This window comes from Halomonas jincaotanensis (genome assembly GCF_018448785.1).
Lineage (GTDB): Bacteria > Pseudomonadota > Gammaproteobacteria > Pseudomonadales > Halomonadaceae > Halomonas > Halomonas jincaotanensis.
In genome coordinates, this window is sequence record NZ_JAHCLU010000002.1 from 122709 (window position 1) to 146291 (window position 23583).

Annotated in this window: 22 protein-coding genes; 4 read left to right on the forward strand and 18 right to left on the reverse strand. The window is 62.2% G+C overall.

Going from position 1 to position 23583, the window contains the following annotated elements; translation table 11 throughout:
- Position 1 precedes the first annotated feature (1 nt).
- From tamB to KG088_RS03015, 3 genes are all read right to left on the reverse strand, one after another.
- Complete coding sequence (gene tamB, locus KG088_RS03005) at positions 2-4033, reverse strand: autotransporter assembly complex protein TamB (protein ID WP_213824013.1); 4032 nt, start codon at positions 4031-4033, stop codon at positions 2-4.
- Positions 4033-5856, reverse strand: a complete 1824-nt coding sequence (gene tamA / locus KG088_RS03010; RefSeq protein WP_213824014.1) for an autotransporter assembly complex protein TamA — start codon at positions 5854-5856, stop codon at positions 4033-4035. The genes tamB and tamA overlap by 1 nt, the downstream gene beginning before the upstream one ends.
- Positions 5857-5980: 124 nt before the next feature.
- Positions 5981-6820, reverse strand: coding sequence for a coiled-coil domain-containing protein (locus tag KG088_RS03015; RefSeq protein WP_213824015.1), 840 nt, complete (start codon positions 6818-6820; stop codon positions 5981-5983).
- 257 nt (positions 6821-7077) lie between these two features.
- Between KG088_RS03015 and KG088_RS03020 the strand changes: the two genes are divergently transcribed.
- Positions 7078-7671, forward strand: coding sequence for a Fe-Mn family superoxide dismutase (locus tag KG088_RS03020; protein ID WP_213824016.1), 594 nt, complete (start codon positions 7078-7080; stop codon positions 7669-7671).
- 103 nt (positions 7672-7774) lie between these two features.
- Here the strand turns inward: KG088_RS03020 and KG088_RS03025 are convergent, their stop codons facing one another.
- A complete protein-coding gene (locus KG088_RS03025; RefSeq protein ID WP_213824017.1) occupies positions 7775-9073 on the reverse strand; it encodes a nucleotide sugar dehydrogenase in 1299 nt (432 codons plus the stop codon).
- Between the two features lie 3 nt (positions 9074-9076).
- A complete protein-coding gene (gene galU / locus KG088_RS03030; protein WP_213824075.1) occupies positions 9077-9967 on the reverse strand; it encodes a UTP--glucose-1-phosphate uridylyltransferase GalU in 891 nt (296 codons plus the stop codon).
- A 143-nt stretch (positions 9968-10110) separates the two neighbouring features.
- Between galU and ubiG the strand changes: the two genes are divergently transcribed.
- Positions 10111-10836, forward strand: a complete 726-nt coding sequence (gene ubiG / locus KG088_RS03035) for a bifunctional 2-polyprenyl-6-hydroxyphenol methylase/3-demethylubiquinol 3-O-methyltransferase UbiG (protein WP_213824018.1) — start codon at positions 10111-10113, stop codon at positions 10834-10836.
- Positions 10836-11498: an HAD family hydrolase gene (locus KG088_RS03040; RefSeq protein WP_213824019.1), complete on the forward strand. Its 663-nt coding sequence runs from the start codon at positions 10836-10838 to the stop codon at positions 11496-11498. Before ubiG ends, KG088_RS03040 begins: the two co-directional genes overlap by 1 nt.
- Positions 11499-11518: 20 nt before the next feature.
- On the opposite strand, the gene KG088_RS03045 is transcribed toward KG088_RS03040, so the two are convergent.
- The 13 genes from KG088_RS03045 to KG088_RS03105 all read right to left on the reverse strand — a co-directional run bounded on the left by KG088_RS03045 (position 11519) and on the right by KG088_RS03105 (position 22441).
- On the reverse strand, positions 11519-12283 hold the full coding sequence (locus tag KG088_RS03045) for a YciK family oxidoreductase (RefSeq protein ID WP_213824020.1): 765 nt from the start codon (positions 12281-12283) through the stop codon (positions 11519-11521).
- Positions 12284-12298: 15 nt separating this feature from the next.
- A complete protein-coding gene (gene ybgF, locus KG088_RS03050) occupies positions 12299-13066 on the reverse strand; it encodes a tol-pal system protein YbgF (RefSeq protein WP_213824021.1) in 768 nt (255 codons plus the stop codon).
- Positions 13067-13096: 30 nt separating this feature from the next.
- On the reverse strand, positions 13097-13636 hold the full coding sequence (pal, locus tag KG088_RS03055) for a peptidoglycan-associated lipoprotein Pal (RefSeq protein WP_213824022.1): 540 nt from the start codon (positions 13634-13636) through the stop codon (positions 13097-13099).
- A 69-nt stretch (positions 13637-13705) separates the two neighbouring features.
- Positions 13706-14992, reverse strand: a complete 1287-nt coding sequence (gene tolB, locus KG088_RS03060) for a Tol-Pal system beta propeller repeat protein TolB (protein ID WP_213824023.1) — start codon at positions 14990-14992, stop codon at positions 13706-13708.
- A complete protein-coding gene (tolA, locus tag KG088_RS03065; RefSeq protein WP_213824024.1) occupies positions 14992-16155 on the reverse strand; it encodes a cell envelope integrity protein TolA in 1164 nt (387 codons plus the stop codon). Before tolA ends, tolB begins: the two co-directional genes overlap by 1 nt.
- Before the next feature lie 9 nt (positions 16156-16164).
- Complete coding sequence (gene tolR / locus KG088_RS03070; protein ID WP_213824025.1) at positions 16165-16605, reverse strand: protein TolR; 441 nt, start codon at positions 16603-16605, stop codon at positions 16165-16167.
- A 12-nt stretch (positions 16606-16617) separates the two neighbouring features.
- Positions 16618-17307, reverse strand: a complete 690-nt coding sequence (gene tolQ / locus KG088_RS03075) for a protein TolQ (protein WP_319941375.1) — start codon at positions 17305-17307, stop codon at positions 16618-16620.
- Between the two features lie 11 nt (positions 17308-17318).
- On the reverse strand, positions 17319-17756 hold the full coding sequence (gene ybgC, locus KG088_RS03080) for a tol-pal system-associated acyl-CoA thioesterase (RefSeq protein WP_213824026.1): 438 nt from the start codon (positions 17754-17756) through the stop codon (positions 17319-17321).
- 25 nt (positions 17757-17781) lie between these two features.
- The gene (gene ruvB / locus KG088_RS03085; protein WP_213824027.1) at positions 17782-18819 is read right to left on the reverse strand and encodes a Holliday junction branch migration DNA helicase RuvB; all 1038 of its coding nucleotides are present in this window, start codon (positions 18817-18819) and stop codon (positions 17782-17784) included.
- 48 nt (positions 18820-18867) lie between these two features.
- On the reverse strand, positions 18868-19482 hold the full coding sequence (gene ruvA, locus KG088_RS03090) for a Holliday junction branch migration protein RuvA (RefSeq protein ID WP_213824028.1): 615 nt from the start codon (positions 19480-19482) through the stop codon (positions 18868-18870).
- A 143-nt stretch (positions 19483-19625) separates the two neighbouring features.
- Complete coding sequence (gene ruvC / locus KG088_RS03095) at positions 19626-20165, reverse strand: crossover junction endodeoxyribonuclease RuvC (RefSeq protein ID WP_213824077.1); 540 nt, start codon at positions 20163-20165, stop codon at positions 19626-19628.
- A 138-nt stretch (positions 20166-20303) separates the two neighbouring features.
- Complete coding sequence (gene aspS / locus KG088_RS03100; protein ID WP_213824029.1) at positions 20304-22085, reverse strand: aspartate--tRNA ligase; 1782 nt, start codon at positions 22083-22085, stop codon at positions 20304-20306.
- Between the two features lie 65 nt (positions 22086-22150).
- The gene (locus KG088_RS03105) at positions 22151-22441 is read right to left on the reverse strand and encodes an FmdB family zinc ribbon protein (RefSeq protein WP_213824030.1); all 291 of its coding nucleotides are present in this window, start codon (positions 22439-22441) and stop codon (positions 22151-22153) included.
- A gap of 200 nt (positions 22442-22641) precedes the next feature.
- On the opposite strand from KG088_RS03105, the gene KG088_RS03110 reads away from it, so the two are divergent.
- Positions 22642-23577, forward strand: a complete 936-nt coding sequence (locus tag KG088_RS03110) for a D-2-hydroxyacid dehydrogenase (RefSeq protein WP_213824031.1) — start codon at positions 22642-22644, stop codon at positions 23575-23577.
- Positions 23578-23583: the final 6 nt, after the last annotated feature.

The window sequence follows — 23583 nt, forward strand, 5'->3', positions numbered from 1 at the left end:
CTCAAGGGTCTGGCGGCGCGCCCGGGCGACTGAAGGCATAGACCAGATCCACGGCCTGGGCGGCACCCGACACCGCTTCAAGATACAGATTGCGCCATACGGTATAGCGAAGCGTCAGCTCGGCGATGGGCGAAAAGAGCCCCACGCCATAACTGAGGCGCAGGTCCTCGGTGAGCTGTCCGCTGAGCACCACCTGGCTTTCGTCTCCCGCTCCCGCTGTCTCGAGGTTGAGATCATCGACGCCAAAGGCCTGCCCGATGGCCCCCACTGCACCGCCGGTGCGACCCAGCGTCATGCCGACAAGCGCCGAGGTCAAGGCGCCATCGGCGCCACCGCTGTCATCCGCCGAGCGACCTCGCAGCAGATAGGAAAGCGCCTGCGCTTCTTCCATGCTGGGCTCGGAAAATATCTCTAGCTGTGGCTGGGCGGTACTTCCGGTGACCCGAAGGCCAGCGATGACGCCATCCTCGGTCACCTCAGGATTGCGGATTGCCTCGAAATCGAGCAGCGGTTGATCTGGAGGACCACTGAACAGCAGCTGCCCTTCACGAATCAACAGATCCTGGCCGAACGCCCGGAAGCGACCATCGACCAGACTGACGTCGCCAAACAGCTGGACCGGACCATTCTGCTGACGGACTTCCAGGTTGCCGGAAAGCCCGGACTCCAGACCATAGGCATCGAGCAGCATATCGGGACCCAGTTGCAGCTCGATCCGAACATCCATCGCCATCCCGGCCTCGGTCAACGTCGCGGCGGCACTCTCGCCGTTCTGTTGCATTTCCTGCGCGGCGGCCCGCTCTGCCGCACGCTGTGCTTCGAGGTCCATGCGGCGTTGGTCGCGGCGCGTGATGATGACCTCATCGGGGCTTGGCGCTACCGCTGATTCGGGTATATCTCCCACCTCAAGACGGGCCCAGGGCACCTGCACCGTGCCGCGAACCTGCAGGCGGTCCGGCACCACGCGTATGGTTAGATCGGGGGCAATCCGCAGACGCCCGAATGCCGGGAGCGTTGCCAGCAAGGGGTCCTCGCGCGCCTCCAGATCCACGGCGACTCGCCAGTTCTCAGGGTCGGGCCAACCGGCCGACCCGTCGATTAAGAGACGGCCTTGTTCGGCGGCGATGAAGCCATCGATGTCGGCGCGATCACCGGCCAGCTGCACCTCGAGCTCTCCATCGGCAACGGCCAGAGGCAGATCACCGCCTTCGAGGCGTAATTGGTCGAGACCGATCCGACCATCGAGGGTGGGCGCCGCACGGTTGCCACCGATCCGAACATTTCCACCGAGAGTGCCTTCCATCCTGTCCATGCCCGCCACGAGCGTGCGATAGGGCGCAAGCTGGAGGGAGCTCAGGCGTAATCGTCCGTCGAGTTGCGCTTCACCGGTGGGATCGTCAATCCCCAGCTCCAGATTGATGTCACCCACCTCCGCCAGGCTCAGGCCCAGATCCATATCGGCGCGCGTCTGATTCGCATCGGCGGTCAGGGTCACGCTCGATTCCGGTAGCGCCCATGGCTGGCCGTAGGCGTCCACACCGTTCATGGCGAGCTCGCTGTCCAGATCCAACTGTGCCCGCCAGGTACCACCCGCTCCCCATTCGGCGATCAGCTCGGCATTCGTGGCGCCATCAAGCTCCCACTCCGCCGGAACGACTTCATCCAGCAACGACATGGGCAGTGCCTGCAGCGCCAGTTGCGCCCTGCCGCTCTCGGCCGAGGCATCGAGCGGTTCCTGTAGACAGAGCGCGCCGCCCTGGACCCGCTCCAGACAGAAAGGTGCTACCTGAGCGCTGCCTGCCGGCAGGTTGATCTCGAAGGCCAATGCCTCGGCCAGACGAATATCACCGTAAAGGGTATCCACTTCCAACGGGGTCAAGCGACCCGCATAGCGCTCACGCGACTCACCCAGCCCTCCTTCGATCGCCAACGCCGCACGGGAGAGCGGCATGCCTTGGCCAGCATTGGCATCGAGGGTCAGCCGGTGCTCGGACAGGCGGCCATCGAGGCCCAGGTCGATGGCGTCGAAGCGCTGACCGGCGGCATCGAGACGCTCGATTCCCAGCTCGATATCCAGTGCCGGGTCTTCGAGTCCACTGACCCTGCCGGCAAGCCGCAGACGCTCGAGGCGGTTCTCGGCGAAGCGCAGGCCCTGTCCGGACATTTCTAGGTCCAGTTGGGGCGCCTCGAGCGTCCCGGAGCCAGAGAACTCCCCGCTTAGACTGCCCCCCAGGTCGTCGTACAGGCTGGCCAGTGCCGGCAGGTCGAGCTGTCCTGCGACATCAATCGAGGTCTCACTGACCTGACCTCTGGCCGTCAGGCGATTCTCGCCCTGGCGGAAGTCCAAGGTGTCGATCTGCCACTGCATTTCGCTGTTGCCTGTTAGGCTTGCCGCCAACGACAGCGGGCGTTGCTGAAGCTCCCCATCGATCGCCAGGCGAGGTACTTCCACCGACCACCCGGCGACGGATTGGGTGAAGTTGAGCTCGGCGTCGCCGTCGAGTCGCCCCGGGAGTCCCTCGACGAACGCCTCGGGATCCAGATTATCCAGCCGTGTGATGGCCTCGACATCCAAACCTTCTGCCCAGTCGACGCGCCCGCGAGAGACGACCGAGGCCTGGCCAAGACTGAAGGATAACGGGGTCCAGGCAAAATGCTCCAGGTCGCCCGTCCCAGCAAGCGCGAGGCGACTATAGGGCAGATCGGGGCCCTCCGCCATCAGAGAGGCAGCGACCCGATAACCTGTCAGGCTGCCGTCGAGCCGCAGGGTGATATCTTCGACCAGCCAGGGGTCGGTCGGATCCAGTGGCGTGTCACCCAGCTGTTCGGGGTCGGCCAGCGCCGCCGCGCTAGGCAAAGGCCACTGAACCAGCTTGCTGTCCAGAGACGCGGTAAAAGGCACTGTCGGGTCCAGGGCATCGAGGCGGGCGTCGAATGTTGCCGTAATCGGTCCCGAGAATCCTAGCCGAACGATCAGGTCGCCTAGGTTGCCGTCCAGGGCCAGGTTGATGCGCTGTCCGGCAAGCTCGGGCATCCTCTCGGGCAGCCATAGCGCCGCTTTCAGGCGAGCCTGCAGCGGATAGTCGTCGCGAAGCGTCACGTTCGCTTCCAGCCGCGCATCGGCGTCTTCCGTCGTCACCTCGAGCGACGAGATGTCGACCTCATGTTCTTCGGCGGTCAGCGACACCGCCAGGCGCTCGACGGCGTAATCCATTGGGCCACCGACCACGAAGTCTTCCACCAGCAGTTCCGGTGCCTCGATACGCAATGGCAAGCGGATGTCGGGTAGCTCGCGACGCGGCTGTTCCTCGAGGGGAGGACCGTCTGGCTCCTGCCCATCGGCAGAAGCCACGGCCGGGGGTGACGAGCCTGCGGCAATAGCGGCATCGATCGCTGCTGCTGTTATCCGCGGTTGGCTTCGCTCGGCCTGGGGGGTGTTGTCGTCAAGCGCCAACTGCCACCCGGGCGATCCCGGCAGCATCAGCCTCGTGTCGGACAAACGGGTCGGCGCCAGGGTGACTGTGTCGTCTTCCGCTACTGCGCCGGTGCTGAAATGATCCCAGGCGAGCCGGGTGCCGTCGGCGAGTCTGACCTCGACATCGCGCAGAGCCAGCGAGCGGATTTCCACGGGGAACGGCAAGGCGATGGGGCTTGCTGGTTCGCCGGGCTCGCTCTCCTCGGCCGGGGCAGGCTCGGTCGCCGACACGCGGATTCGAGCGCCTTCGACCTCGAACGTATCTAGGCACAGTCGACCCGACAGCAGGCAATCCTCTGCCCAGGCGATCTCGAGCCGCTCCGCCGCGATGTTCGCGGGTCCGGCGTCGAGACTCAGGTCACGGAGCACCAGGTGATCCAGGGGCGAGCCCTCGTAGGATTCCAGGGTATAGAAACCTCGCTTGGCGCCTTCTTCCAGCAGCATGCCAGTTCCCCAAGGCGATAGCCCCAAGCCCAGCAGCAGGAAGATCAGCCCGAACAACCACAGCGGCAACAGTATCATTAGGCGTAACATTACCCAGAAAAGGGTCAAGATCATCAGAACTCCGGGCCGATGGCGAAATGAATTCGCCATGAATCGTCTTCGTCAAAGGGGTGGGCGATATCGAAACGCACCGGTCCCACGGGAGAGACCCAACGAACGCCGAGCCCAGCGCCAGTATTTAAGTCACTGGGGCCCCAGTCATCGAAGGCATCACCGGTATCGACGAAGGCGGCGCCCCACCAGTCGCCGGTCACCCGTCGCTGGTATTCGACACTGGCGGTGAACAATTGTTGCCCACCGAGCAACTCTCCTTCTTCATTGCGAGGCGCCAGGCTCTCGTAGGAATAGCCCCTCACGGTGCGGTCGCCACCGGTAAAGAAACGCAGCGAAGGGGGTATATTGTTGAACTCGCTGGTCTCGATGGCACCGAAACCGGCCCGACCGACAAAACGGTTGTCGTCACCCAGCATGCGTATCCATTGGGTATCCGCCGTGAGCCGGACAAAGTCAGCCTGCGAGCCCCATAGGCCATCAGACACCTCGAAGGACAACTGTTGACGATCGCCCCAGGTAGGAAATGTCGGGTTGCGTGTCCGGGTGCGAGACCAGCTGATGCCCGGATATAACAGCAGCACCTGCTGTTCCTCGTCGGCCTGGGTGTAGTCTTCAAAGGTACTGCGCAGATATAGCGTCTGCACCCAGTCGTTGTCGAACTCCCAGCGACGTGCGGCTTCAATGGTCGCCTGGAGCGACTGGGTATCCTCGTTGTCGAGGTTTCGAAAGCCATACTGGAAACGGTAACTGTCGCGCAGGGGATCAGCGAGTGGCACCTGGTAGGTGCCGGTGAAGCGCTGCTCAGGCGCCGCCAGGAAAAGCTCGTGGTCCAAGCCATGCCCGTAGCGATTGATCCAGGGCTGCTTCCAGGAAAAACGCGTACGTGGCCCTACATCGGTGGCATAGCCCAGGCCGATTTCGAATTGATGGCGATCAGCGGGAGTGACGCGCACATCGATGGGCACCGCGGGACGCGTGGGTTGATTCAGGCTGGTCGCGGCGGCAAGCGCATCTTCCGACAGCCGTGGCTTGGTCGACGCGTCGCGACTGTCCTGGATGGCCTGAGCGTAATCGCTCTCGAGCTCAAGCACATTCCAGAAATCCATTTCCCGGTCAGGCAAGGCAAGACTGGCAGATTCCTCGAGTCTTGGGCGCACCGTGATGGTATTGAACCAGTTGGTTTGCCCCAGGCGCTGATTGAACGTAGCAATCTCGCCGGCCAGGTAGGGATCACCCGGGGTGAAGGAGAGCAGGTTGCGCAACCGCTGTTCCTCGATATGGCTACCCGTGAAGGTCACGTCACCGAAACGGTAACGCGGGCCACTATCCAGACGGAGATAGAGCCGAGCGCTCTCATCGTAGGGCCGGACTTCCATACGCCGATCGACGAAGCGCCAATCGAAATAGCCGCGTTCCAGGGAAAGGTTCGCCAACCGCCCACGAAGCCGATCGTAAGGCGCATGGACGAGAGGATCGCCAATCTCGAGAGGAAAGGCATCGATGGCCTCCTCGAAAGGCGGGTCCTCGGTGGCATCGCCTTCCAGGCTGAAGTCGAGGGTCTCGATGGCAACGCGTGGGCCGGGCTCGATGGTCAGCTCCACGAATTCGGGCGGGTCATTGTGGTCGAGTTCGTGGGTAATCTGCGGTGAATAGTAGCCATAGGCCCGCATCGCTTCACGCGCACGGCGCTGCACGCCGCTCTCGACCCGGCTGCGGCTGAGTTCGGTGGCATCGAGACCTTCCAGGTACTGGCGGATGTTGGCAGCGACATCACCTTCGATGCCCTCAACACGCGACTCGATACTCAATACGATGGGCGACATTCCGAGCAAGCCGATGCCCAAGCACATCCCTATTAAGCCCTGGCATGCTCTGGTCGGGCGGACAATCACGGGTTTTTCCATAAAAATGATTTCCCTAGCCTAGATGGCACGCCGTCCGCTCTGCTCAGGGTTGCAGGGCTTCCAGCTGGGCGCTCATGGCAAGTTGCCCACGTCGCAACTCGGCAAGCTCATCTTCCAGGACATTCAACCTCTCGACAGTGGCGCTGCTGCGCTGCTGGTCAGCATCCTGTGATGATTCAACGGATTCAATCGCTTCGGCGAATTGTGACTGACGGCTGTTGAAGTCCTCAAGCTGGCGTTGGGTACTGATCAATCGCTCTTCCAGCATAGACTGCTCGGTCTCGAGTGTGGCGATCGTCTCATTCTCGAGGGTGTCGATGCGTTGCTGATCACGCTCCCTGGCCTGGGCCATCGCCGTGAGACGTTCATCCAGCGCGGCTCGACCTTCTTCCCCAGCGCGTTCCAACGCATCCAGCGACATCCGCGCCGAGGCAAGCAAGGCATCGCGCGCCTCCGCGTCGCTCGCCGCTTCAGCTTGTCGAGTTTCCCATTCATCGAGGCGTTCATCCATGGTGGACAACTGGGCCTGCGCCCTTTCCTGAATGTCTTGGAGACGCTCTTCGAAGGCCGAGTCACGCGCTTCGAGTGCCTCGAGACGGGATTCCAGCGATCTCAAGACGTCACCCTCTCCTTGTTGCGCCTCGAAACGTGCATGGACGTTGGACACCTCCCCGGTAAGCCGGGTCAATTCACGCTCGAATCGCGAACTTTCCTGCCAGCCGGTCCAGGCAAGTACCACGCAGCCAACCATCAGCAACAACACAAGCAACCACAGGGGCCACACCCGCGGCGCAGGCGGCTGACGCATGCGAGGTGCCAGGCTTGAATCCGGGTCCGGAACGATCGGTCGTGCATGTCGGCGGTCTTCCGGGCGCTCTGCCATGGCAGACTCCTTTCTTCGATCTTCATGCTTCGTGCGAATGACCTACCGCGGACGGCAGGGAGCGTCAGGTGATGTATTCTCCTAGAGCGAGACGGCGTGTCGACGGCCTATGCAACCCGATACCCTGGTGCCGGGATGATAGTTTCAGAGCGTTTTCATAGTGTAAGGTTTTTTTCTGGCATGCACACGAGCTCCCGCCAACGCCCCGATGAACACGCCTATCCCCACGATTAACAGCGACGAGCGAGAATGGCCGTATGACCTTCGAATTACCCGCCCTTCCCTATGACAGGAACGCTCTGGAGCCCCATCTCTCTGCGGAAGCGCTCGATTATCACTATGGCAGGCTTCACCGCTCACATGTTGCTGCGCTCAACACATTGGTCGAAGGCACTGCGCTTGAAGGCAAGTCGCTCGAGGAAATTTTGCATGCCTCCAATGGACGCACGTCTGCTCAGGCGGCAGAGGTCTGGAACCATGCCTTTTACTGGCATTGTCTCGCGCCCAAAGGGGGTGGCGAGCCAACCGGTGCCCTGTCTGACGCCCTCACCGAGGCGTTTGGCGACCTCTCGACGTTCAAGCAGGTCTTCCTTGCGAGCGCCATGGATAATGACGCGTCCGGCTGGACCTGGCTGATCAAGACTCCCAATGCCGGCATCGAGATTCTCAGCACGGGCCACGCTGACACGCCCATTGCCCACGGTCGTATCCCGCTGCTCGCCATCGATGTCCACGAACATGCCTATGCCCTCGATTACGGCGATTCGCGCAGTCGCTATCTGGAAAACCTATGGCAGGTGATCAACTGGGATTTTATTGCACAGAACTTTTCTAGCCCTGACCTTCTCTAGCCTCGACCTTTCCTACCCCCCAAACTTCACGAACCCCTGAAAGCCGGCCGATGGCCAGGCCTTCAGGTGATTCAGAGGCACTGCGTAGCGCATGGCTGGAGTGTCAGCGAGGATCGGCGCGTCTTCCTATGCCTCGATAGTGCAGCCCCTGGCTCGCCACCCAGTCCGGCTCGAAAATGTTACGACCGTCGAGCAGCAGTTTTTCGCCCAGCAGGCTGACCAGACGAGGCCAGTCGGGGTTCCAGTAGTCTTTCCACTCGGTCACAAGCAACAACGCGTCGGCGCCCTGGCAGGCCAAGTACGGGTCATCATCGAAGACCTCCAGCAGCGGGTGCTCGCCGACTTCGGCAAGCAATGCATGGATGGCTGACGGGTCGTGCAGCCGTACATGCACACCCTGGGCCCAGAGCGCACGAAGCAGGGTCAACACGGGCGCATGGTCGATACGTGCCGTACCCGGCTTGAAGGCCGCTCCCCAGATCGCCACGATGCGACCCTGCAATTGCCCATGGAAATGCGCCCAGAGCTTGCGGAACAGGGTCTCCTTCTTGTGCTCGTTGATGTCGAGCACCTGGTCGAGCAGCGCCGAGTGGCGGCCGCTCGACGATTGGACATCGGCCAGTCGCATCAGGTCACGCGAGAAGTTGGGGCCACCGAAGCCACAGCCAGGGTAGAGATATTCGTAGCCGATACGGGAGTCGGCACCCATTCCGCGGCGCACGAACTCGACATCCACGTCCAGGGTGTCGGCTAGCCCGGCGATCTCGTTCATATAGCTGATTCGTGTGGCCAGCATGCCGTTGATCGCTAGCTTGGTCAGCTCCGCAGCCCGTCGCGGCATGCGCTGAATCACCTCGCTACGCCGGTTGAAGGCACGCAAAAGCTCGCGGACGCGCTTGGTGGCCTCCTCATCGTCACAGCCCAACAGCCAACGGCTAGGTCGCGAGAAAGTCTCCCAGGCGCGTCCCTCCTCCAGCAGGTCGGGAAGCGCGACGGCAGTCCCGCGACCCTGCAGCGAGGCTTCGAGGCGTTCGGTCTCACCCACCGGAAAAGTCGAATTATTCACCAGCACGAAGCCCTCGGCCACATGCTGAACGAGATGGCTGAGAAGTCGATCGCAATCGCCGCGCTGTTCCGGCGACAGGGCCAGCCACAGGATTTCGATATCGTCACCGAGCGACACCAGCGAGTCGGCATTCTCAATCACACGTAGGCTCTTCTTGGCAACGCTCTCGTTCAGCTGCGCAATGAGCTGCGGTTCGCGAAGCAGCCAGTCGGACGCAGCCAGTTGTGGCCAGGAAGCCGTGGAATGGGGGAGCCAGATGACCTTGTGTCCCACCCAGGAAAGCGCCGCAGCAGCTGTGGCGGCTGACAGTTCACTGCCGTGTACCAGGATGCGCATCGGTCATTCCCCGCCAGCGTAGCGGGTCAGTAATTCACGGAACCCTTCCCCGTAGCGGGCATGACGGCGGCCGTAGGCAAGTATCGCCTCCAGGTAACCTAGCTGATGGCCGCAGTCATATGTCTTGCCGCGCATTCGCCAGGCATCAACGCCTTCTTGCACACGCAACGACTCGATGGCATCGGTCAGCTGGATCTCATTCCCTGCGCCCGGTGGTGTTTCAGCAAGCAGCGGGAAGATACGGCCCGGCAAGGCATAGCGGCCAATCACCGCGAGATTCGAGGGGGCCTCGTCAATATCCGGTTTTTCCACGACGCCGGCCATCTGACAAGACTCGCTGGGTGCGGGTAATTCGCCACGGGTATCGACGATGCCGTACTTGTACACCATGTCGTGGGGGACCTCCTCGACCATCAGCTGAGCGTGACCGGTACGATCAAACGCCTCCAGCATGCCGGCGAGATCATTGCGTGAAAGCCCCGTGTCATCGACCAGTACGTCGGGCAGCAGCACAGCAAACGGCTCGTCGTCACCGATGATCGGCCGGGCACAGAGGACGGCATGGCCCAGCCCCAACGGCTCGGATTGGCGTATACTGATGATATTGACGTCCTCAGGCACGATGGAGCGTAGCTCCTCGAGTAGGTCGTACTTGCCCTTGGCTTCCAAAGTGGCTTCGAGCTCGAAATGCTTGTCGAAGTGGTTTTCGATGGCACTCTTGCTGCCGTGAGTCACCAGCACGATATCGTGAATACCGGCTGTCACGGCTTCCTGTACCACGTACTGGATCACCGGTCGATCGACGATGGTGATCATTTCCTTGGGTATCGCCTTGGTGGCGGGGAGGCATCGAGTGCCGAAACCGGCGACGGGTAATACTGCCTTGCGAATCATGGAACCATCCTTGTCGGGCGAGTCGAGATGCAGCCGGGACGATGACATGGGAATGCCGCCCTGGGTACGCGTATAATGTCATGATACCGAACGTTACGCGGCTTGCCACCGTGGCTGACCAAGGATTCCAACGGAGGTTTCAGATGACAGACTGCCGACCACAGTCGGACAATGTCGATGCGGCGGAAATCGCCAAGTTCGATACCATGGCCGATCATTGGTGGGATCCCGAAGGTGATTTCAAACCCCTCCACGATATCAATCCGTTGCGACTGGATTTCATCGATGCCAGGGCCGGGCTGGCCGAGCAGAAAGTCCTCGATGTGGGCTGTGGCGGCGGCATCCTTGCCGAGGCCATGGCGCATCGGGGCGCCCGTGTCACCGGGATCGACCTGGGCGAGGCGCCTTTGGCAGTGGCGCGACGGCATGCTTCGGCAAGCGGCAGGGAGATCGATTATCGCTGGATCAGCGTGGAAGCGCTGGCCGACGAAGCGCCGGGCAACTTCGATGTGGTGACCTGCATGGAGATGCTCGAGCATGTGCCCGATCCGGCCTCGGTGGTGCGGGCCTGCACCCGCTTGGTCAAGCCTGGTGGCCAGGTGTTCTTCTCGACACTCAACCGCAACCCCAAAGCATATGCCCTGGCGATCCTGGGCGCGGAATACGTTTTGCGTATGCTACCTCGCGGTACACACGATTACGCCAAGTTCATCCGCCCTTCCGAACTCGCCGGCTGGTGCCGCAAGGCGGGGCTTGAGGTTCGCGAGCAGAGCGGCCTGGTTTACAATCCGGTAACACGGCGCTATCGACTCTCAGCCAACGATGTATCAGTTAATTATCTCATGCACTGTCGTCGGAATGTCGTCTGATGCCAGCCGATACGCGCCCCCGAACGCTGCTTTTCGACCTGGACGGTACCCTGGTCGATACGGCTCCCGATCTCGCCCGAGCGACCAATGAGTTGCGAGAGAGCCATCGGCTTTTGCCGCTGCCCTACTCGGTCATCCGTGCTCAGGTGTCCAACGGTGGTAGCGCCCTGGTCACTCTTGCCCTCGGCCTGGAGAAGCAAGCCGCTGGCCATGACGCGGCACGGGCCTTCCTGCTTGAAGCCTACGGTCGTGCCGTGGCGGTGGAGAGTCGTGTCTTCCCGCCGCTGGAGCGACTGCTGACCGCCTGGGAATCGCAAACACGCCCTTGGGGGATCGTGACCAACAAGCCTCGTGCCTATGCCGAGCCGCTGATCGAGGCGCTGGGGCTGACGCCAGGTGTGCTGATCTGCGCGGACGACCTTCCGGTCAAGAAGCCGGCACCGGAGCCGCTATGGGAAGCGGCCCGACGGCTGAATTGCACACCTGGCGAGTGCTGGTACATCGGCGATCATCTACGTGACATACAGGCCGCACAAGCCGCCGGCATGCCGGCGGTCGCGGTAGGTTATGGCTATATCGAGGAAGGGGACGACTATCGAGCCTGGCCGGCCGATCGATGGTTCGACACCTCAGAATCCTTGGTCGAGGCGCTGTTGAACTGACATGTCGTCAGTGCGGGAGGTTATACGGTTTTAGGCGGTTGGGCATCGAACCGTTCCCCGTTGTGACCAAGGCTTTCCGGGCCCATCAACCACAGGTAAGTGGGCATGATTTCCTCGGGCGACCGCAGGGCAATGGGATCCTCGCCAGGGTAAGCGGTCTTGCGCATCTTGGTGCGGGTCGCACCGGGATTGAGACTGTTGACGCGAAAGTTGCCTAGATGCTCGATCTCGTCGGCCAGCACCTCGACGAAGCCCTCGGTCGCAAACTTCGACACCGCATAGGCGCCCCAATAGGCACGTCCCTTGCGCCCGACACTTGAGGAGGTGAAGACCAATGAGGCATCGTTTGATGCCTTGAGCAAGGGCAGCAGCGCCTGGGTCATCCAGATCGGGCCATTGATATTAATCTGCATTACCTGTTCCCAGAGCTCGGGATTGTACTGCTCGAAGGGGGTGATGCGCCCCAGGATACCGGCATTGTGCAGTAAGCCGTCGAGCCGCCCGAATTCTCGGTCCAGGGTTTCCGCCATGTCGTGATAGTCCTTGAGGGTGGCGCCCTCGAAGTTCAGCGGAAAGATGGCGGGCTGGGGGGAGCCTTGGGCTTCAATCTCATCGTAGACTTTTTCCAGCTTGGCGATGGTACGGCCCAGCAGTATTACCGTGGCGCCCGCCGCGGCGTAGGCCAGGGCCGCAGCCCGACCGATGCCATCTCCCGCACCTGTCACCAGAATAATGCGATCTCGGAGCAGATCCGTCGGTGGCTGGTAGTCGATCTTGCAGGTCATCGGGGCTCCTTAAAATCAACTGTCCTGGCGCAGGAAATCATTGGCCAGTCCGGCAGCGCTGGTGTCGGGGTGCTCTTCGATCACTCGCTCAAGCAGGGCTCGGCTCTCTTCCGGCTCGCCTTGGCGCGCCTTGAGCAGGCCGAACTTATAGAGCGTATCGGGCGCCTTGCGGCTTTGTGGAAAGTCATCGAGGACGCGCTGGAACGCCGATTCGGCCTGTTCTAGCTCGCCTTCGGCAGCGTACAGTTCCCCGAGCCAGTAATAGGCATTCGCGGTCAAGCCGGTATCGGGATGATTATCGACATACGCGACGAAGGCATCTATTGCCTCGGTGAATTCGCGTGACTGAACATGCGAGAAGGCAGCCTGATACTCCGACTGAGCCTCGGCGCTGGTGCCGCTGGGGGATGGCGCATTCGCCACCTGCTGGGCGGCCTCCGCGTCCACCTCGGCACCGGTATCGACACCCGCCATGCTCGAAGCCAAGCGATCCTCGATATCCAGGTACTGCTCGCGGGTCTGGCGACGCAGTTGTTCGATCTGATGGCGAAGTTCCTCGACCTGACCGCGCAACTGCCTGATTTCCTCCTTGTGCTGCTCAACCTGGTTGAACAACACAAGGCTACCACTGGATTCCTCACGTACCTGCGTTTGATCATAGAAAGAGCGCGGCTGATCGGAGAGATCCTCGATCAGCGGCTGTTGTGCCATGGCGGGTCCCCATACGGACAGCGGGAGCATCAAGGCTCCCGCACCGCACAGTCCTTTCAGACCGTGTTTCATGCGTGTCTCCTTACGTGCAAAGACGCCGGTTCAATAGGCGAACACGACGCGACGGTTCTGGGCATAGGCCTCTTCGTTCTGGCCCCGTGCCGCCGGACGCTCTTCACCATACGCGACAACATCAATCTGCGACGGCGAGACGCCTTGTACGTTCAGAAACCGCTCCACCGCATCGGCACGGCGCTCGCTGAGGGCCATATTGTATTCACGGGTACCGCGCTCGTCGGTATGGCCCTGCAGCACCACGCTGGCATCGGAATTGTTGCGCATGTAGCGGACATGAGACGCCAATACCGGCTCAAATTCTGATTGTATGATGTCACTATCATAAGCGAAATAAATGGTACGAACCTCGGGAATGCGTGCGTCGGCTTGCTGTCCCGCCCCATCCCCCATGCGGCTGCCACTGGCCTGGCCGCTGCGGGTGGCATCGGAGCCGGAGACCCCGTCGCGCGAGCCATCAGCTGAACCCGCCATTCCGTCCTGGCTGCCCCCACGGCTGGCACAGCCGGCCAGTAGCGCCAGAGAGAGTGCCAGTGCCAGACATTTAGCATAGGGCTTGAGTTGCATGTGTTCACTCCGTGTTGGTCTTGCGAATCGACATCGTAAATATGGGAGGTGTGTCAACGGCGATGCGTGTCAGTCCAGAAATGGGGACCACGCGGGTTCACGCACGTCACCCTCGGCCGAAGGAAGCCGGAAAGAGGATCGGCCATCTGCCGATACCGCCCCGAGCACCCCGCGATTTCCTTGTTGGGTGGCGAAGATTACCATGGTCCCGTTGGGGGCAACACTGGGCGACTCGTTCTGCCCGGAATCGCTGAGAACGACCAGGCGCCCACTGTCGAGTTCCTGTCGGGCAACCTGATATCCGCGGTCGCCGCGATGGATCAGAAAGAGCGACTCGCCATCCGGCGCAAAGCGGCCGCGAGCGTTGTAGTTGCCGGTGAACGTCAGCCGCTCCGACTCGCCACTGGCAAGATCATAGCGATAAAGCTGCGGTCCACCGCTGCGGTCGGAGGTGAAGACCAGGCTTTGGCCGTCGGGTGCCCAACTGGGCTCGGTATCGATGCTCGAGTTGTTGGTCAGACGCTGGAAATCGCGGGAGCCTATATCCATCACGTAGATCTCCGGCTGGCCATCCTTTGACAGCGACATCGCCAGTCTGCGTCCGTCTGGCGACCACGCCGGCGCGCCGTTGATGCCCTCGAAAGAGGTGGCGCGTACTCGTTCCCCGGAGTTCAGGTTCTGGATGTAGATGGCCGGACGCCCGGTTTCGAAGGAAACGTAGGCTAGTTTGCGGCCATCCGGTGACCAGCTAGGCGAAAGAATAGGCTCGTCTGACGAAAGAATCTGCTGGCTGTTGTGTCCATCGGCGTCTGCCACATGCAGGACGAAGCGGATGTTATCGCCCGTGCCACGTGCGGTCACATAGGCGATTCGGGTCGAGAAAGCACCCCGGATATCGGTGATCGCCTCGAAGATCTGGTCGCTGATGTAGTGCCCGGCTCCACGCAACTCGCCATTGCCGGCGGTCACGACTTCGCCGAGCATACGTCGCTCGCCGCTGACGTCCATCAGCTCGTACTGGATACGGTAGCCATTCCCTTCCTGAGTGGCCGTCCCCACCACCAGATAGCGAACCTCCAGGGCACGCCAGTCACCGAAGCGGACCTCGTCGCCCGTGGTCGGACGCTCAAACATCGCGTTGCGCTCGAGCGGATCAAAATACCCGCTGCGCGCCAGGTTGTCGTGGATGATGCGCGACACGTCTTCGGGCAGCGCGTCGCCACCGCCGAAGGGCACCACGGCAATCGGCGTAGCCCGGTCGCTGCCACGGGTAATCTCGATGGTCAGGTCAGCCTGGGCCAGGCTGCCGAACACCAGCAACGCGGCCGCAAGCCAGGTCGTTATCAAGGCTTTCATCAGCGGATATCCCCCGGTCTGAAGCGTAGATTGAATTGACGGTAATCCCGTTGCACTGATGAGGGCAACTCGCGCAACTCACGAAACGGTGCAGCGGCTTCCACGGCCTGGACCACCGATCGGTCGAAGGCCCCATCACCGCTACCCCGGGTAATATTGGCAGCAAACAGCTCGCCGGAAGGCCCGAGACGCACCGATACCTCAGCACTGGCACCCTCGGGTGAGTTAGGTGGAATAACCCAAGCCTGTTCCACCGCGCGGCGCACCAGCGTAATGAAGCTATTGGCCGCTTGCTGTGCCTGACGCGCCGCGGCCACGTCCTCGGACTCACCTTCGATGGCGCGATCGAGCCCCTGGCTTGCCGCCTCGGCTGCGCGGCGTGCTGCCTCCTCACGTCGACGCTGCTCATCGGCCTGCTGTCGAGCTTGCTCTTGGCGGCGCTGCTCGGCTTCGGCCTGACGTTGCCGCTCAGCCTCGGCTTCGCGCTGTCGCTGCGCCTCGAGTTCCTGTTGACGCTCGCGTTCTGCCGCTTCCTCGCGCTGGCGTTGCGCTTCGGCTTCTTCCTGACGCTGTTGTTCGGCGGCCTGACGTTGCCGCTCTGCCTCAGCCTCCGCCTCGCGTGCTCGCTCTGCTGCCGCTTCTTCTTCGCGTCGTGCCTGTTCAGCAGCCTGACGCTCGGCTTCGGCTTCCTGGCGCTGTCGTTCCTCGGCCTGCTGTTCACGCAGACGTGCCAGCTCCTCGGCCTGCGCGGCACGGCGTTGAGCTTCCGCTTCGGCAGCACGGAGGGCTTCCTCGCGCTCACGCGCCTCGACCTCTCGCTGCTGTCGAGCCTCTTCTGCCTGCTGCTGAGCCTCGGCATCTTCCGCCTGCGCGTCTTCCTCGGCCTCGCGTTCTGCTTCTTCGGCCTCGCGCTCTGCTTCCTCGGACTGACGCCGCTCCTCTTCCTCGCGAGCGAGGGCGCGTGAGCGCGCCTCTTCAGCGCGCTGGGCCTGATCGGTGGTGGTTTCGGTGCTGACGAGGGTCGCCTGAACGATGGAGCTGCTCGGTGATGCCTCTTCCTGTTGGGGAAAGCGCATCACGCTGAACAGCAAAATACCCAGGTGCAGGACGATGGCAAGGATGGTCGGCAGACCATAACCCACGCGCTGGTCGTGTCTGGCCATGTCGACTCCTCAACCCTCGCCGGGGGACGGTTCCGAGATCAAGCCGACATCGGCCACCCCGGCGGTCTGCAGCGTGCTCATCAGGGTAATCACCTGACCATAGGAAACGTTGCGGTCTCCTCGGACCAGCACGCGCGTCGCCGGGTTGCGATCGAGCAGGACAACGACACGGTCGGCGATTTCGTCGAGACTCACTGCCGTCTCCTCACCGCCCAGCGAGATAAAATACTCCCCTTCACGGTTCACCGATACGACGATAGGCTCGCTGTTTTCGGCCTCGTCGATCGGTTCAGAACTGGCCTGCGGCAAATCGACCTGAACGCCCTGGGTCAGCATGGGCGCGGTAATCATGAAGATCACCAGCAACACCAGCATGACGTCGATGAAGGGCACCACGTTGATTTCGCCCATGGGCTTGCGGGTGCCACGGCGATTGAAAGGTCCATGCATGATGCGCCTCCCTCAGGCGGTACCGGTTTCGGCCCGGCCCTGCAGGTTGCGATGCAGGATGGAATGGAATTCCTCGGCGAAGTCTTCGTACTTGCCGAGAAGACGACCGGACTCGGCCGAGAGCCGGTTGTAGAAGATGACCGCCGGGATGGCGGCGAACAGACCCATCGCCGTGGCGATCAACGCCTCGGCTATCCAGGGGGCTACCGTGGCGAGTGTCGCTTGCTGGGCCATGGAGAGCGACTGGAAGGACCCCATGATCCCCCAGACGGTGCCGAACAGGCCGATATAAGGGCTTGCCGACGCGACGGTGGCCAGGAATACCAGATGAAGGTTGAGACGCTCCTCTTCCCGTGACCAGGCCACTCGCATGCTGCGCTGCACGCCATCGAGGATCGCCTGTGGACTGCGGGTCTTGGGCAGCAGGCGATTGAATTCGCGAAAACCCGATCGGAACAGGTGCTCGGCGCCCTGAGTTTCCTGCTCGGAGGGTGTTTCACGGTAGAGTTCATTGAGATCGACACCGGACCAGAAACGTTCCTCGAAGACCTGATGCGCCTTGCGGGCACGGCGCATCACGAAGGTTCGCTGGAAGATCATGACCCAAGAGATGATCGAGGCGATTATCAGGAGCAGCATAACGCCCTGCACCACGGTGCTCGCATTCATGATCAGGTGGGGAATAGACATGGAGTCGTTCACGGGCATCCTCGTCAGACTGACTGTTGAGCATCTTGCGGGTGGTCGGAGGCTGATCGAGAGATCAGGGCCGCGGCCAGTGCCGGCGGCCATTGTGTGGGCTTGAACCGCTTGGCATCGACACAGGCTATGTCGACCCTGGCCTCGCAGAGAGGCTCACTATCGCGTGCCACCGTCTGGGCGAACTGCAAGCGGCAGCGCCCTTGGGTCAACACCTCGACACCAACGTCCAGGCTGTCATCCAGGCGAGCGGGCCTGGCATAGCGACACTCCAGGCGGTGCACAACCAGCTGGATGCCGCTCTCGAGCAATGCCTGCTGGGTGAACCCGGAGGCGCGCAGCCACTCGCTGCGGGCCCGCTCCATATATTTCAGATAGTTCACGTAGTAGACGATACCGCCGGCATCGGTATCTTCGATATAGACGCGCACTGGCCATTGAAACACGCTCATGGCCGTACCTTTTTCATGGACGTCTTCATGGACGTACCTCGCCCGGTGCATCCATGGAGTGTTGGTCGGGGGCCAGGTCGAAGTGCTGCCAGGCCTGACGCGTGACCACCCGACCCCGAGCGGTGCGCATCATCAGCCCTTGCTGTATCAGGTAGGGCTCAATGACATCCTCGATGGTATCGCGCTCCTCGCCGATCGCCGCCGCAAGAGAGTCGACGCCGACCGGGCCGCCGTCGAACTTCTCTATCATCGCCAGCAACAAGCGGCGATCCATATGGTCGAGGCCATGATGGTCAACATGCAGCATATTGAGCGCCAAGTCGGCGGTATCGGCATCGATGTGGCCGTTGCCGCGAACCTCGGCATAGTCGCGAACCCGTCGCAACAGCCGATTGGCGATACGTGGTGTGCCGCGAGAGCGGCGCGCGACTTCCACCGCCCCCGGCCGTTCGGTCTCGACGCGCAGCAGTCTCGCCGAGCGGGTGACGATCTCGGTAAGGTCGTCGATGTTATAGAATTCCAGGCGCTCGACGATACCGAAGCGGTCGCGCAACGGTGAAGTCAGAAGCCCCGCGCGCGTCGTGGCCCCAACGAGGGTAAAGTTGGGCAAGTCGAGCTTGATCGAACGCGCAGCGGGACCTTCGCCGATGACGATATCGAGCTGGAAATCCTCCATGGCGGGATAGAGGATTTCTTCGATGACCGGCGACAGGCGGTGGATCTCATCGATAAAGAGTACGTCGCCGGGTTGCAGGTTGGTCAGCATGGCGGCGAGATCGCCGGCACGCTCGAGCACCGGACCGGAGGTGGACTTGAGTCCGACCCCCATCTCCTCGGCGATGATGTTGGCGAGTGTCGTCTTGCCAAGCCCAGGCGGGCCAAAGATCAATGTGTGATCGAGGCTCTCACTACGGCCTCGCGCCGCGTCGATGAAGATCTCGAGTTGCTCTCGGACCCTGAGTTGTCCAATGTAATCGGCCAGTCGCTTGGGGCGGATGGCACGATCGATATGCCCCTCCCCTTCGCTCGAGTCGGCGGCGATCAGGCGATCATTCTCCAGCATCGGCGGTTCTCCGGCACGGCAGGGTCGAGACTTGCGACATGAAGGGCATCACCCGGCCAGGCGTCGGCTCAGCGCCGCCTTTATCATGGCCTCGGTGGAAGGCTCCTGTTCGAGACCGACCAGCATCCTGGCCGCTTCCGCGGGTTTGTATCCCAGGCTGATAAGTGCCGACTCGGCATCGGCCAGCGGATCCTGACGAGGAGACGATAGTGCGCCAGTGTCGTCCTCGAATGCGGAGAGCGTCTCGCGGGGGGCTTCCCAATGGGGGAAGCGATCGCGCATCTCGATGATCAACCGCTCGGCCGTCTTTTTGCCCACCCCGGGTAAACGAGTCAAGGCCTTGGCATCGTCATCCAGCACACAACGAATGAAGGCGTCTTCGTCCATACCAGAAAGAATGGCCAAGGCAAGACGCGGGCCAACACCATTGACCTTGATCAGGGCACGAAATAACGCTCGTTCCTGTTCCCGGGCGAAGCCGTAGAGGAGATGGGCGTCGTCACGCACCACCAGATGCGTGAAAATGGACACCAACTCACCACTCACGGGCAGCGACACCAGGGTATTCATTGAGGCTTCCAGCTCGTAGCCGACGCCATTCACATCTACGACCATCCAGGGCGGCTGTTTCTCGAGCAGGGTGCCACGCAGGCGTCCGATCATGGGGTTGTCATATCCATTGCCATCAATTCCATCGTGATCACTCAGGCCACCGTGCCAATACTATACTGGTCGTCCGAGCGACTGACCAGTCCGCCATCAAACGCCGTTCGAGAATCGCTGAGGTTGTCGTGAAATGCCGGCGCTCAGGGCCGGAAGTCGCGCCAGGACCCCCCCTTGCGTCGGCTAGAATGCCCACCGAAGCTTCCTACGGTAAGCAGGCCGCTGCGGGCGTGGGCATGGGTCAGGGCAATCGCCAGCCCATCGGCCGCATCGGCCTGGGGCGTTCCGTCGAGCCCCAGAATGGCGGTCACCATGTGTTGAACTTGCGACTTGTCGGCATTCCCACTGCCGGTAACGGCCTGCTTGATCTGACGCGGCCCGTACTCGCTCACAGGCAGGCCGTGATTCGCCGCACAGACGATGGCGGTGCCACGCGCCTGGCCGAGTTTGAGCGCCGAGTCGGCATTCTTGGACATGAATACCTGCTCGATGGCGAATTCGCCCGGCCGGTGTACCGCGATCAGCTCACCGATGCCGGCGTAGATCTGGGCGAGTCGCTGGGCAAGGTCATCGGCCTGGATGCGGATACAGCCACTGGCCACGTAGCGCGGTGTAGTACTGGCAGCATCCAGCACCCCGTATCCAGTAATCCGTGAGCCGGGGTCGATACCGAGAATCAGCATAGTGCTCGCGCCATCGCGGTGTTCATGAACGTCCCGGTCATCACCGATATCCTCAAGCGCACTGGGGCGCCTTGTCATCAAGCTGACACCGGCGCCTGGAGGCGCCGGTGTGTCGGTCATCGAGATCGCGCTGACCGCCTATTCACCGGCGGCTTCCCCCTTGGCCTTGGGGCGCAAGCGAATATTTAGCTCGCGCAGCTGCTCGGCGCTCACCTCGCCCGGCGCCTCGGTCAGCAGGCAGGCCGCGCTCTGGGTCTTCGGGAAGGCGATCACCTCGCGGATGGTCTTTGCCCCGCTCATCAGCATCACCAGGCGGTCGAGGCCGAAGGCCAGGCCGCCATGGGGCGGTGCGCCATACTGCAGTGCGTCGAGCAGGAAGCCGAACTTCTCGCGCGCCTCCGCCTCGCCGATGCCCAGCACCTCGAGCACACTCTGCTGCATCGACAGGTCGTGGATACGGATCGAACCGCCGCCCAGCTCGGTGCCGTTGAGCACCATGTCATAGGCCCGCGAGAGCGCGGAGGCAGGTTGCGACTTAAGGGTCTCGACGTCGCAGGACGGGGCGGTGAAGGGATGGTGCAGGGCCTGCAGGCGGGCACTACCATCCTCCTCGAACATCGGGAAGTCAATCACCCACAGCGGGGCCCAGTCGGCGGTATAGAGGTCGAGGTCCTCGCCCAGGCGCACGCGCAGCGCCCCCAGGGCCTCGTTGACGATGCGCGCCTTGTCGGCACCGAAGAAGATGATATCGCCGTCCTCGGCGCCCACGCGATCCAGCAACTGTTCGACCACGCCCTCCATGAACTTGACAATGGGCGACTGCAGCCCTTCGAGCCCTTTGGCTCGCTCGTTGACCTTGATCCAGGCCAGCCCGCGGGCGCCGTAGATGCCGACAAACCTGGTGTAGTCGTCGATCTCCTTGCGGGAGAGGCTGGCGCCCCCCTTGACCTTGAGGGCGGCGACGCGACCCTCGTCGGCATTGGCAGGGCCCGAGAAGACCTTGAAGTCGACATCCTTCATCAGGTCATCGACGTCGGTGAGCTCAAGCGGGATGCGCAGGTCCGGCTTGTCGGAGCCGAAGCGGCTCATGGCATCGGCATAGGGCATGCGCGGGAACTCGGGGAGTTCGACGTCGAGCACCTCCTGGAACAGCTGGCGGACCATCGTCTCGGTGATCGCCATGATGTCCTCCTCCTCGACGAAAGAGGCCTCAATATCGATCTGAGTGAATTCCGGCTGACGGTCGGCGCGCAGGTCCTCGTCGCGGAAGCACTTGGCGATCTGGTAGTAGCGGTCGAACCCCGACACCATCAGCAGCTGCTTGAACAGCTGTGGCGACTGGGGCAGCGCGAAGAAGCTGCCTGGATGGGTGCGGCTTGGCACCAGGTAGTCACGGGCCCCCTCGGGGGTGGCGCGGGTCAGGATCGGGGTCTCGATGTCCAGGAAACCCTGGCCTTCCAGAAAGGCCCGCACGCTATGCGAAATACGCGAGCGCAAGCGCAGCTTCTCGATCATCTCCGGGCGGCGCAGGTCGATGTAACGATGCTTTAGGCGAACCTCCTCGCCGACCTTACCATGCTCGTCGAGTTGAAAAGGAGGCGTGGCGGCGGTATTGAGGACTTCCACTTCCTTGGCCAGCACCTCGATCATGCCGGTAGGCATGTTGGGGTTCTGGGTGCCTTCAGGGCGCAGACGAATCCGGCCAACGATACGCAAGACATACTCGCCGCGGGCGCGGTCGGCATTGGCGAAAGCCTCGGCGGTATCGGGGTCGACCACGACCTGGGCGATGCCGTCGCGATCGCGCATGTCGAGGAAGATCACGCCTCCGTGGTCACGGCGGCGATGTACCCAACCGCACAGTGTGACCGTCTGGTCCACCTGGGTCTCGTTCAGCTGGCCGCAATAATGGCTGCGCATGTCGTATCCTGTTCCGTTGCGTTGTCAAAAATGTGTTGCCCGAGGCTCGAGCCTGGAGGCGGCCCTCAGGCCGCCGTTTCATCCTTCTTGGTCGCCGGCTTGCTGCTTGCTGGCGGTTTGTCGCTGGAGCCTGAAGATTCGCTGGAGGAATCCCCGGCCAGATTCTTCTTGCTACCGGACTTGAAATCGGTCTCGTACCAGCCGCTGCCGGCGAGCCGGAAGCCGGCGGCAGAGATCAGCCGCGTCAGTTCGGGGGTCTCGCAGGCCGGGCAGTCGGTCAGCAGCGGGGCGCTGATCTTCTGCAGCTTTTCCAGACGATGGCCGCAGGCCTTGCACTCGTATTCGTAGATGGGCATGGTTTGAATCACTCCGTAAAACGACATTGCCCAGAAAAGGCGACGCCAGGCGACGATGGGCGTCTCGCCTGACGAATATGTGGCCGGCCCACGGATATTCCAAGCCTGCCCAAAGCCGGTCATTATAGCGTGATCACCACCACTGCGGGCAAGGTATGCGCCTTCTGACCGCAACAGGGAACCGCCACCAAGGACATCTCATGAAAGCCGTGATTCTCGACGCCGACAGCCTCGGCCACGACATCGACCTTACCCCGGTCCGCGACTATGTCGACACCCTCGAGGTCCATTCGCTCACCACCACCGAGCAGAGCACCGAGCGTCTCGCCGGCGCGCGGGTCGCCATCGTTAACAAGGTAGTGCTCGACGCCGCAACCCTGGAGGCGCTACCCGAACTGCGTCTGATCTGTGTGCTGGCGACCGGCACCAACAACATCGACATGGCGGCCGCCGAGCGGCTCGGCATCGAAGTGCGTAACGTCAGCGCCTACGGGACGGCCAGCGTCGCCCAGCATACCCTGATGCTGATATTGGCGCTGGCCAACCGTCTGCCTCTTTACCAACAGGACGTGCGCAACGACCTCTGGAATCAGAGCCCGATCTTCTGTCTGATGGATCACCGCACTCTACAGCTTGAGGGCAAGCACCTCGTGATCGTCGGCCAGGGGGAGCTGGGTTTCAAGGTCGCTCAACTGGGTGAGGCGTTCGATATGCGTGTCAGCTTCGCGGCCCGGCCGGGCAACGAAGCCAACGACAGTCGCCGAGGATTTCATGAGCTGGCACCCGAGGCCGATGTGATCAGCCTGCACTGCCCATTCACCGAGGCGACGCGTCATCTGGTCGACGCCGAGTTGCTCGAGAAGTTCAAGCCCGGTGCGCTGCTGATCAATTGTGCTCGCGGCGGCATCATCGACGAACAGGCCGCACTCACCGCCCTGCGTAACGGCCGTCTGGGTGGACTCGGGGTCGATGTACTGCCCAAGGAGCCGCCGCGTGACGGTCATCCGCTACTCGATGCCCTTGCCGAGCCCCTCAACCTGATCGTCACTCCCCATAATGCCTGGATCACGCCTGAGGCGCGTCAGCGGATCGTCTCGTTGACCGTGGATAACCTGCGTACCTGGCAAGCCAGCTGATCGAGG